Origin of the sequence: Streptomyces solincola (genome assembly GCF_002982015.1) — a bacterium.
In the GTDB taxonomy this organism is placed as follows: Bacteria; Actinomycetota; Actinomycetes; order Streptomycetales; family Streptomycetaceae; genus Streptomyces; species Streptomyces solincola.
This window is the reverse complement of the sequence record NZ_PVLV01000086.1, coordinates 1-11,987: the sequence shown is the minus strand read 5'-3', so window position 1 is coordinate 11,987 and position 11,987 is coordinate 1. Positions and strand designations below refer to the sequence as shown.

Genomic DNA, 11,987 nt, shown 5'->3' with positions numbered 1-11,987 from the left:
CCCCAGCACCGCCCGCCCCGCCGCGACGATCCCCCGGCCGGTCGCCGCCGCGCGCCCCGCTGGAGGCGGCCGGGCCGCATCCCCCTCCCGACCCGTGCCGCCCACGGCCGCCCCTGCACGATCCGGCCGGTCGCTTGGTGCATCCCGGCGGCACCTCGCTACGGAGCAGCCGGTATGGATGCCGCAGGCCCCCGCGTCGGCGGGGAGGACCGACCGATCCGGACCCGCGGGGCCGCAGGAACCGGCTCACCCCCGCGTCGGCGGGGAGGACGCTACCCCGGACCCGTACGCAGACCCCTGGCCGGCACACCCCCGCGTCGGCGGGGAGGACCCGCGGCGGGCCCGCGCCCGGACCGCCGTCGCCGGCACACCCCCGCGTCGGCGGGGAGAACCGCACCGGCTGGTACGTGCAGGACTGGCAGAACGGCACACCCCCGCGTCGGCGGGGAGGACCCGATGGCCCTGGCCGGCAAGGCGTTCTACCGCGGCGCACCCTCGCGTCGGCGGGGAGGGCTCGAACCGGGGCCACAGCGCAATCCGTTGGGACGGCACACCCCCGCGTCGGCAGGGAGGACGTGTAGGCGGTACCCGCGACGGACGCGGCCGCCGGCACACCCCCGCGTCGGCGGGGAGGACCTGCCGTCCCGCACCACGTTCCCGGCGTGGCTCGGCTCACCCCCGCGTCGGCGGGGAGGACAGAGGGCGCCCGGGGGCCCGGTGCGGATGTACGGCTCATTCCCGCGTCGGCGGGGAGGACCGGACCCGGACGCGGCGGAGCATCTCGCGGCGCGGCACACCCCTGCGTCAGCGGGGAGGGCATGGGCAAGCCGGGTCGTGCACGCGAAGGAGACGCCTCACCCCCGCGTCGGTGGGGAGGACTCGCCCCGCATCGCTGGATCGCGTGGTCGGTCCTTTTCATCGTCTTGAGCATCAGCCCGCCCCTCCGCTATGCGGATGCGTCACAGTGCGGCACCCGCCCTCGGTCACCGCCGGGCGGTCACCAGCAGGGTCCCGATGTGCCCGGCCGTCGGGGCCTCAAGGACGCGTGCCTGCACGTCGTGGAATCCGGCCCGCTCGAGAAGGCCCTTCCAGCGTTGCGGCGTATAGCTGTACCGGTAGGTGAACATGGCCTTGCCCGCGAAGCCGCCCTTGTACATGCCTTGCGGCCCGTACGCGCCCGGGATGGCCGGCGGGTGGGAGAACGCGAACGTGCCCCCCGGCCGGAGCCTGCGGGCGACGAGGGGGAGCAGCTTGGCAGGGTCCACGAACCAGGCGGCCCCGAAGATGGAGTACGCGGCGTCGTAGGTCTCCTCGTCCGTGGCCAGGACGTCCAGCACTTCCCCACAGACGAAGTCGGCGCCGGTCCCGGACCACTGCTCCGTCACCTTCTTCACCATCACCGGGGACAGGTCGATGCCCGTCGCCTTGACGCCCCGGCCGGCGAGGTAGGCGAGCGCGCGCCCCGTGCCGCATCCCAGCTCCAGCACCGAGTCCGGGTTACCGAGCAGTTCCGGGCCGGGGCCGTGGCCGGCGTACTGCGTCCAGCAGAACGTCGGCTCCATGTCGGCCTTGAAGGCGCTCTCGGCGTAGGTGTCCCACAGCTCGGTCTCCGCTGCGATGTCGTGGTGTGCGGGCACGGCAACTCCCTTTCGTGCGGTCGTGACGGGGATGGGCCCTCGCCTCGGACGAGCAGGGCGAGGGCCCAGACTAAGGGCTGCCGCGGGCGGCCCCAGGCGGATCAGTGGCTGTCCGGCACCTTGTTGTCGCACGGCGAGCAGTCCGCGCCGTCGGAGGCCCACAGCTCCTCGTCCACGACCCAGCCGTCCGCCCGGAGGAAGTCCGCCGTACGGATGCACAGGCCGTCCCGGCGGCGCTCGATGAACGGGGCGTGGTGCCGGTAGGCGCCGTTGTTGTAGAGGTCGCACAGCGCGAAGTACACCGGCGTGTCCAGGATGAGCTGGTGGACCCCGATGTCCACGATCTTGCCCACGCCCAGGTGCACGTCCTTGTGCTCCATCGTGGCGAGGGTGTAGGCCACGGCCTGGCCGAGGATGCGCTCAGCCATGCTGCGCACCATCGTGTTGTCGCGGAGCAGGAGAGCGATCTCCCGCTCCCAGATCGTTCCGCCGTCGGCCACGTTCACCTGCAGGTGCCGCACGTGCGGGGTGGCGGCGTTGAGGGCCGCCTGCGGGTCGCGCGTCCGGATCGCGGCGAGCGGCTGAGCTGCGATGGTCATGCTGTCCTCCGTGGTGTTCAGGTGGTGCATGGACCCGCCCCGGGCCTGTCCAGGGGCGGGAGTCTCGCTCAAGCCGCTTGGTCGGCCCGAGCGTGGTGGTCGCAGATGCGCTGCTCCAGCCGGTCGACACACGGGGCGCAGGCGTGCAGCGGTGCAGCGCCGAAGGTGGCGGAGTGCACCGGCCCGAGCCACGCGATCGGAATGTCCGGCGCGTCGCAGAGCCAGCACCTGCCCGTCCGCCAGGTCTCGTCAGACACCGTCGCCGCCCCGCTCCCGGTCGGCCGGACCGCGCCAGATCAGGAACCCGTGGTCGTTCCGTGCCGGGTCGATGTCTCGCCGGGCCTCCTTGATGCGGTAGTTGGCGGCGGTCAGGGCGCCACGCACCCGGTCCAGGCCGGCCATCCAGTGCTCCATCGCTCCGCGCGGCACCGTGCCGTCAGAACACCGCGCGTACTGGGTATCGGGCTCCCACACCACCCGGGTGCACATCTCGGCGTACGGCGGCCAGATGACCGGCGTGGCCCTCACCGTGCGGGTGCGGCCGAACCCGGGGCCGCCCACTCCGCGCAGCGCCGCTTCGACCGCCTGGAGCGGATCCCGCTCCGGCCACACCCACGTCGGCTGCGCGAAGTTCGGGCGGGCAGGCTCCAGCCCGTCCCAGGCGAACAGCGGCGGCCACGTGTCGTCCACGCCGCGCAGCGACCGCCAGACCAGGAGCTGCTCCGAGCTGTGCAGCGCCGGTGACCTGGGTGGCCCTGCCGCCCATGACTGGTAGCCGGCGGTCGCCAGTGCCTCCCGGACGGCGTAGACCCGCCGCCGCCAGTGCTCCGGCGCCCCGGTCGGCAGCTCGCCAGCCGCCGACCGGCAGAACTGCCGGGCCGGGTACCACGTGACGACCACGCACAGGTAGGCGTCCGGCGGCCAGCCCTCCTCCGGCGCGTAAGTGGCCTGGCACCAGCCGGCGTTCGGTGGGAGCGTCCGATACAGAACGCCGTGGCGCTCCGTCTCCACCGCGGCCAGCTTCAGCTTCGCCAAGTCCGCGTTGACCGCAGCCACCATGGCGTGCCGCGCGGTTCGCTGCGTCTCACCCACGGGCCAGCTCCAGCAGCCTGCCGGTGTGGACGAGCTGCGTCACCGCGCTCGTGCTGCACAGCCGTCCCGGTGCCGTCATCGGCACCGCCCAGTAGCACCGAGCGCCGTGCTCGTGGCGTGCGTCCGGCTGGGGCACGCCGATGAACCCGCCCTTCCCGCGGCACACGGCCGCCTCCACCACCCAGTCTCTCGCCGCCTCGGGCGGTACCAGCGCGTAGTACCAGCCCACCCGCCGGTCGCAGATCACCGGGCCGCTGAGCAGGGCGCGGGTCAGGTACTGGTCCACCGCCTGGTCGGCGTCTCCGCTGTCCGGCACGCCGGCGGCGGCCCGCACCAGGCCGGCCGCGATGCGGACAGCAGCGAACTCGGTCCCGCAGGGCAGCGCGGTGATGCCGTACTGTGCCCACTCCCGCTGGGAGAGGCGCGGGTCGGTGGACGCGCGCAGCAGCCAGCCGGCGACGCCCGCGTACTCCCAGGTGCAGCCGCGGCTCTGCAGGGTGGTCCTCACCGCAGGGGTGTTGGGGGACGGCACGTGCGTGGTCCTTCCGAGTGGGGTGGCGTGAGCGTCGGCGCGCTGCGCAGCGGCTCGCCTGTTCGTCACGTTCATGCGTCCGTCTGCGGTCGTTCCGCGGAGGCGTCGGCCAGCAGCGACGCGATGACGTCACCGCTGACGAGGCGGCGAGGTGCCTTGGTCCCGGCTGGCCATGGAGGGGTGTCCCAGCTCCGGCCGAGGATCGGCGGGACGGCGACCCACCCAGCGGGGCCAGACCGCACGCTCGCGGGAAGGCCGGCGCGCAGCGCCGCCCGGCCGGTGCCCGGTTGCACCAGGAGCACGGCGTGCCCGCCGTCGATCAGGCAGGGCGGCGGCGTCGCACGGTCCAAGAACACCATGACGGCCATGCCGACCGCCCTGAAGATGCAGACGGCGTCGAACGCGGTCGTCCACGCGACGAGCCCGGCGCCCGGCGACGTCTCCAGCTCCCGGACCGTCTCCTCCGTGCCGCCCAGGCTCGGCGGGCCCGGCACGGGGTGAGCTCCCAGGGTGAGGCAGTCAGCGTCCTGGCAGGTGCATCCGCGGCGCGGGCGGGCCTGGTAGCCGACCGCCAGCGGCCAGCCCACGACGTCCGCGTAAACGCGCACCGCCTGACTGGCGAACATGGAATCGATCGGCCACATCGCCGCTCCCATAGTGATCACGTCATGACGAACAGTGACGAGACGAGAGTGGCGGGCCTCACACAGGGCAACCCCTAGAAAATCTAGGGGCCCTTAACTGGCATATTCACAAGGGTCGTTGCCGACCCACCAGCGGGGTGCGCTCAGTGCACCAGCTGCATATTCCGGATCAGCCCGGACAGCGCCGACGCCTGCGACGGCACCCCCACCCGCGCCAGATCCGCGACGAGCGCGCGCCCCATCGGGTGCGCATACACGTAGTACGGGGCATCAGCCGCCGCCTCGCGCAGCTTGACCACCGCCTGGGCGCTGCGGCCCATCCGGTGCAGCGCCCGCGCCTTGTCGATCCGGAAGTGGGTGCGGCGCTCCCGGCTCGGCACGCCTTCGATGTCCACGTTCGGCACACGCTTCAGCCCGGCATCCGGCTGGTCGATCTCCACCCCGGCCTCCGCCGCGTGCACGGCGACATTGCCCCGACCGAACACGGTGTGCAGCTCCAGGTCGTACCACTGCGAGCCCAGGCGGTCGGCGTCTGCGAGCGCCGCACCCACCCGACCCCACACATCCTCCTTGGAGCCCGCGCCCCGCGCGAACGCAATGGAGCAGCGCAGGTGCAGCGCCCCGCGCATCGCCACCAGCCTCGGGTCGTGCTGCCGGCCGGCCGCGTAGGGCTCCAGCTCGGCGAGAGCGGCGTCCGCCACAGCGACGGTCTCCCGCAGCGACGCGTGATGCAGCAGGGCACCGCACCGGTCCCAGGCCACGGCCGCCTTCAGCAGCGGGTCGTCGAGCCGAGCGGCGGCGCCGGCCGCCACCTCGGCCGCCGACCACGCCAGATCCGCGTAGCCGAGCTGGTTCAAGCACATCCGGGCGGTCCGGGCAGCGTCGACCAGCAGGCGCAGCGCCTCCGCCTCCTGGCTGCCGGAGGAGACCAAGACGGCCGTGTTCAGGTCCTCCACCAGCGCAGGCAGCAGCGTGGCGACCTTGGGCAGGTTCGCCGCCTGCCGGGCCACGTTCGCCGCCCGCAACCCCTCGCGCAGGCCCGCCAAGTCCACTAGCCCTGTGGCTGACGGCGCGAGCCCGGGGTGCCCGGACAGCACCAGCCCCGCCCGGCGCAGCCCGTTGCGCAGCGCCGGGATGTACGCGTGAGCCATCTGCCCGCCGTTGCTTTGGAGCCGGTAGGGCTGACCCAGGAGCCACACCACGTCCACGTCGCACAGGTCCGCGACGGCGGTGATCACGCTGTAGCGATCCAGCGGCTGCCGCTCGCTCTCCACGTTCGCCAACCACGACTCGGTGCGCCCGAGTTGCTCGGCGAGCTCCCGCTGCGTCATCCCGGCCGCATTCCGCGCGATTCGCACCCGCGCGCCGATGGACTCACTCGTGCTCATGGGCAAACCGGTCTCCGGATAGTCCGTGCTGACCTCGACACTCAGGACGGTACCCGCCCCCAACGCCCCCGCACAGCTTCGAAGCTGACGGGACGCAGGCGTGCCAGGCCCACACCACCCGGGGCGCGCACCTGGCACCTCGGCGCTTCACCCGATAACGCGTCAATGGCTGGAAGTACCCGGAACCGGGTAGGCGCGCCCCGCCACCGGGGCCGTGAGCACGGCCGCCCGGCTCACCCCCGTTAGCCCACCGATGGTCCTCGTCGCACTCCGGGCTGCACATTCAGGCTAGGCACCGGCGCCTGGTTCACGCTGTTCCGGAGCGACCGGCCGCCACCCGGCTACAGCTCGTGCTCCATGCGCGGAGCACCCCGCGTCGGCGGGGAGGAAACCGGCGGCCGTACTCCGGGCTGGGCTGGACCCGCGGCACACCCCCGCATCGGCGGGGAGGACTGGACACCGCGCCGCGCATGGACCACTGGTTCGGCCGCCAGCGCGGCCAGCACGGCCTGCGGCTCACCCCCGCGTCGGCGGGGAGGACGCCCAGCTCCAGGCGGTGCGGAACCATGGGGTCGGCTCACCCCCGCGTCGGCGGGGAGGACGGCCTGCAGGCTGACGTCGTCGGCGGTGAGGGCGGCTCACCCCCGCGTCGGCGGGGAGGACTTTCCGAAGCTTCGGAAATCCTCAGAACGGGTCGGCTCACCCTCGCGTCGGCGGGGAAGACCGGCCCGCACACGGCGGCGGAGCCCCCGCCCCCGGCACCCCCCGCGTCCGGCGGGGAGGACCAGCACGAGAACAAGCACCTGGCCGCGCTGGGCGGCACACCCCCGCGTCGGCGGGGAGAACCTGCTCGTCGCCTACAAGTACTTCGCCTACACCGGCTCACCCCCGCGTCGGCGGGGAGGACATGGCGGGCGCCGCCGGGCCCGCGCTGCGCAACGGCACACCCCCGCGTCGGCGGGGAGGGCGCACCCTCCACGCCGGCGGCCGCGCCGAGGATCGGCACACCCCCGCGTCGGCGGGGAGGACGCCCGGGACCAAACCGCCCGTGCCGCACGACCCGGCACACCCCCGCGTCGGCAGGGAGGACGGGACGCCGGCCGACGCTTCGTCGGCAGCGACCGGCACACCCCCGCGTCGGCGGGGAGGACGTCCTCACGATCGAGGACGGTGACGGCATGCGCGGCACACCCCCGCGCCGGCGGGGAGGACCCAGGAGCGACAGTGACCGTGCAGCAGACGGGCGGCACACCCCCGCGTCGGCGGGGAGACGCCAGCGAGGTACAGCGGCTCACCGACGCCCGCGGCACATCCCCGCGTCGGCGGGGAGGACGCGTCAACGACGGTCCCGCACTCGCGTCTACGCGGCTCACCCCCGCGTCGGCGGGAAGGACCCGCATCGACACGTGGGTGCCGTGCGCCTCGTGCGGCTCACCCCCGCGTCGGCGGGGAGGACTGGGCGCGCGAGGTGATGAGGGAGTCCTGGGCCGGCTCACCCCCGCGTCGGCGGGGAGGACGTGCCCGAGACACGGATGACGACCTCGAACTCCGGCTCACCCCCGCGTCGGCGGGGAGGACGGGTCCTACCTCGCAACCTGGCTCCTGGGGGACGGCACACCCCCGCGTCGGCGGGGAGGACACGGTGAGCGGCGGCAACCTCACCGTCACCGACGGCTCACCCGCGTCGGCGGGGAGGACAAAGCCCCCGCCTGCCGAGAGGCCGGCGGGGGCGGCTCACCCCCGCGTCGGCGGGGAGGACCTGCACCGGCCGGGGCACTCCGGGTTGGTGCACGGCTCACCCCCGCGTCGGCGGGGAGGACCCCTCGGGCCCGGTCTCGTACTGCTCCATCTCCGGCTCACCCCCGCGTCGGCGGGGAGGACGGGGATGGGCTGGCCGTGGAGGTGGGCGCGGGCGGCTCACCCCCGCGTCGGCGGGGAGGACGACACAGTGCGGGACGACCCGCTGACGCGGGGCGGCTCACCCCCGCGTCGGCGGGGAGGACCGCAGGGTCCGGGGGGGCGGCTGGTACTGCGGTCGGCTCACCCCCGCGTCGGCGGGGAGGACCACTTCCTGCCGGATCTGATCCAGCGGCAGGTCGGCTCACCCCCGCGTCGGCGGGGAAGACACCCGCACGCCGTTCGGCAGGATGGCGTCCACCGGCACACCCCCGCGTCGGCGGGGAAGACGAGGACGAACGCGACGAACGCCGCCGGGACCGCGCCTGCGGCACACCCCCGCGTCGGCGGGGAAGACGTGGCGCAGGACCTGTGCGCGGATTGCCTCGGCGGCTCACCCCCGCGTCGGCGGGGAGGACCGGGCGTCGGCGGCCGCCACGATCGCGGCCACCGGCACACCCCCGCGTCGGCGGGGAGGACTAGTACGGCGGCGTTGAGACTCCGACGGGAACCGGCACACCCCCGCGTCGGCAGGGAGGACGCGGATCTCGGCATGCCGCAGACGGTGAAGAACGGCACACCCCCGCGTCGGCAGGGAGGACTCGATGGCCCATCGGTGGTCGGCCGCCGGGGCCGGCACACCCCCGCGTCGGCAGGGAGGACGACGAGTCCCGTACGGGGTACACCCGCAGCAGCGGCACACCCCCGCGTCGGCAGGGAGGACTCCTCCGGCTCCGGCTGCGGTGCCTGTTCCGCCGGCACACCCCCGCGTCGGCAGGGAGGACCGGGACCTGGCGGTCCGCAAGGGCTTCGGCACCGGCACACCCCCGCGTCGGCAGGGAGGACGGCCCGGCCGGAGTGGACTCGCCCGCGCTGTCCGGCACACCCCCGCGTCGGCAGGGAGGACCGGGACCTGGCGGTCCGCAAGGGCTTCGGCACCGGCACACCCCCGCGTCGGCAGGGAGGACTTCACCAGCATGAACCCTAGCGAGCTAGCGGACGGCACACCCCCGCGTCGGCAGGGAGGACGTCTTCTCCTCGACTCCGAGCCGGGCCTTGAGCGGCACACCCCCGCGTCGGCAGGGAGGACTCGCGCAGGGCGGCCTGCCGGGCGATCTCCAGCGGCACACCCCCGCGTCGGCAGGGAGGACGTCACCCTGCGCGGCGGGGAGCCCTACACCGGCGGCACACCCCCGCGTCGGCAGGGAGGACCGACCGCACCTCCGTCAGGCCGCGCAGCGCCTCGGCACACCCCCGCGTCGGCAGGGAGGACTTGACCAGGGCGGTCAGGGCGTTGGACAGGGTCGGCACACCCCCGCGTCGGCGGGGAGGACCGGGTCGACCCGTCGTTTTTCGTCGGCTCCAGCGGCACACCCCCGCGTCGGCGGGGAGGACCGGGTCGACCCGTCGTTTTTCGTCGGCTCCAGCGGCACACCCCCGCGTCGGCGGGGAGGACGGCGCCATGAGACCCGCCGCAGCCAGGGCCGGCGGCACACCCCCGCGTCGGCGGGGAGGACGACTGGGACGGCGACGAGTACCTGCTGCTGTTCGGCACACCCCCGCGTCGGCGGGGAGGACCGGTTCGCGTCGTGGACGTGGGTCCAGATCTGCGGCACACCCCCGCGTCGGCGGGGAGGACTACGTGGCCGACGGCGACAAGCCCGGGTTGAACGGCACACCCCCGCGTCGGCGGGGAGGACGACAGTTCCTTCAGGGCGCGCTCGACTACGGACGGCTCACCCCCGCGTCGGCGGGGAGGGCCGGGGCCTGGTCGGCAACCCGCTCGATGACCACGGCTCACCCCCGCGTCGGCGGGGAGGACTTGGAGCAGGACATGCTCGACGCCCTGCTCGGCGGCACACTCCCGCGTCGGCGGGGAGGACGCGTTCGAGGAGGCCCTCCTCCCCGAGTTCCTCGGCACACCCCCGCGTCGGCGGGGAGGACGTCGGTGAGCGCGTCCATCAGTTCGTCCCGAGCGGCTCACCCCCGCGTCGGCGGGGAGGACCTCCCGCCGGCACGGCATGCCCGCGGTCGACAACGGCACACCCCCGCGTCGGCGGGGAGGGCGCCGAGTCGCTCGCCGACGGCGCCGCCAAGGTCGGCACACCCCCGCGTCGGCGGGGAGGACGGCCACCTGCCCCCCTGCATGACCCCGGCCGACGGCTCACCCCCGCGTCGGCGGGGAGGACTCAAACTTCGCCGGGTCGAAGTCGCCTTCGAACGGCTCACCCTCGCGTCGGCGGGGAGGGCGGGATGGCAGCCTCGACGGTCGTGATGATGTCCGGCTCACCCCCGCGTCGGCGGGGAGGACTGGCTGGCGGACGCGGCCAAGAGCGGCCAGGACGGCGCACCCCCGCGTCGGCGGGGAGGACTGCAGCATCGCCCCGAGCAGCGCTTCCTCGGCCGGCGCACCCCCGCGTCGGCGGGGATGACTGGGACACGTCCAGCATCGGCTCCTGGTGCTCCGGCTCACCCCCGCGTCGGCGGGGAGGACCCGTACCAGCCGAGCGGCCGGAAACGACCCAGCGGCTCACCCCCGCGTCGGCGGGGAGGACGCCCCCCGGCAACAACCCAGTTGTCGGGGGGCTGGCTCACCCCCGCGTCGGCGGGGTGGACAGCGGGACCTGAGTGGCACTGAGCGTCCCGGTCGGCTCACCCCCGCGTCGGCGGGGTGGACGCCAGCGCGGTGCAGTGCCGCTCCCCGAGCCGCGGCTCACCCCCGCGTCGGCGGGGTGGACGCGATGAACTCCTCCCTCACCCCCCGCCCCGGCGGCTCACCCCCGCGGCGGGGTGGACGACATCCTCGGCAGCGTCCGGCACCTGCGGCACGGCTCACCCTCGCGTCGGCGGGGTGGACCCACAGCTCCAGCAGGTCCGGCACATCGTCGGCGGCTCACCCCCGCGTCGGCGGGGTGGACCAGCCGCGACACCCGCGCAGTGGCTGTGGCTGCGGCTCACCCCCGCGTCGGCGGGGAGGGCGGATGCGCCCGGACCTGAACAGCATCGGCCCGCGGCATACCCCCGCGTCGGCGGGGAGGACCGCGCATCCCGGAGTGGCGGCGGGGGTGACCGCGGCAAACCCCCTCGTCGGCAGGGAGGACTCGTGACGGGTCGCCAGGGTCACCCTGCGGGCCGGCTCACCCCCGCGTCAGCGGGGAGGACTTTCCGAAGCTTCGGAAATCCTCAGAACGGGTCGGCTCACCCTCGCGTCGGCGGGGAAGACCGGCCCGCACACGGCGACGAAGCCCCCGCCCCCGGCACCCCCCGCGTCCGGCGGAGAGGACCAGCACGAGAACAAGCACCTGGCCGCGCTGGGCGGCACACCCCCGCGTCGGCGGGGAGGGCCAACGCGCTGATCTTGGGACATCGGAAGGGTCCGGCACACCCCCGCGTCGGCGGGGAGGACGCCACTGCCACCTTCCAGCGGGAGGCCATCTCCGGCACACCCCCGCGTCGGCGGGGAGGACCCGGCCAGCACCACCAGCGGCTGCGCGAACCGCGGCACACCCCCGCGTCGGCGGGGAGGACTACGACGCCAAGGGCCCCTACCCCGACGGCACCGGCACACCCCCGCGTCGGCGGGGAGGACGACGTCAACATGCTCCGCACCACGTGGCGGCACGGCACACCCCCGCGTCGGCGGGGAGGACGACGAGTTCGAGGCCCGCAAGATCGTGGAGGACGGCACACCCCCGCGTCGGCGGGGAGGACCACCGGCCGGTAGCCGTGGCGCGCAACCTGGCCGGCACACCCCCGCGTCGGCGGGGAGGACCACAGCTCCAGCCCGGTCACCCCCGCCGGGACCGGCACACCCCCGCGTCGGCGGGGAGGACCGCGTCGACTGCTGCGCCTCGGCCACGCGGGCCGGCACACCCCCGCGTCGGCGGGGAGGACCCGCCCGGAACCGCGTACTGGCTCACCTCCGACGGCACACCCCCGCGTCGGCGGGGAGGACTTCCCGTTCTCGTCGTACACGTAGATCGTGGACGGCACACCCCCGCGTCGGCGGGGAGGACCTGCCGGGGAACGGCGGGGCGGTGGGGAAAGGCGGCGCACCCCCGCGTCGGCGGGGAGGACGTGGTGGGCGAGGGCCCGCCGCGCTTGCCGGCCGGCGCACCCCCGCGTCGGCGGGGAGGACCCGGCCGACCCCAGGTACCAGATCTGCGGATTCGGCGCACCCCCGCGTCGGCGGGGAGGAC

General features: G+C 74.8%; 6 protein-coding genes. All 6 read right to left on the bottom strand.

All coding sequences use genetic code 11. The features are described 5' to 3' along the window. Positions 1–983 precede the first annotated feature (983 nt). Positions 984–1,637, bottom strand: coding sequence for a class I SAM-dependent methyltransferase (locus tag C6N75_RS06585; RefSeq protein WP_105867897.1), 654 nt, complete (start codon positions 1,635–1,637; stop codon positions 984–986). A gap of 101 nt (positions 1,638–1,738) precedes the next feature. Then, positions 1,739–2,236, bottom strand: a complete 498-nt coding sequence (locus C6N75_RS06580) for a hypothetical protein (RefSeq protein ID WP_105867898.1) — start codon at positions 2,234–2,236, stop codon at positions 1,739–1,741. 249 nt (positions 2,237–2,485) lie between these two features. Next, positions 2,486–3,328 (bottom strand): hypothetical protein, encoded by an 843-nt coding sequence (locus C6N75_RS06570; RefSeq protein WP_105867895.1) that lies wholly within the window; start codon positions 3,326–3,328, stop codon positions 2,486–2,488. Continuing rightward, positions 3,321–3,836: a hypothetical protein gene (locus tag C6N75_RS06565; protein ID WP_105867894.1), complete on the bottom strand. Its 516-nt coding sequence runs from the start codon at positions 3,834–3,836 to the stop codon at positions 3,321–3,323. The genes C6N75_RS06570 and C6N75_RS06565 overlap by 8 nt, the downstream gene beginning before the upstream one ends. Positions 3,837–3,931: 95 nt before the next feature. Further along, positions 3,932–4,486 (bottom strand): hypothetical protein, encoded by a 555-nt coding sequence (locus tag C6N75_RS06560; RefSeq protein WP_146132498.1) that lies wholly within the window; start codon positions 4,484–4,486, stop codon positions 3,932–3,934. 161 nt (positions 4,487–4,647) lie between these two features. Continuing rightward, the gene (locus tag C6N75_RS06555; RefSeq protein ID WP_105867892.1) at positions 4,648–5,892 is read right to left on the bottom strand and encodes a helix-turn-helix domain-containing protein; all 1,245 of its coding nucleotides are present in this window, start codon (positions 5,890–5,892) and stop codon (positions 4,648–4,650) included. Between the last annotated feature and the right edge of the window lie 6,095 nt (positions 5,893–11,987).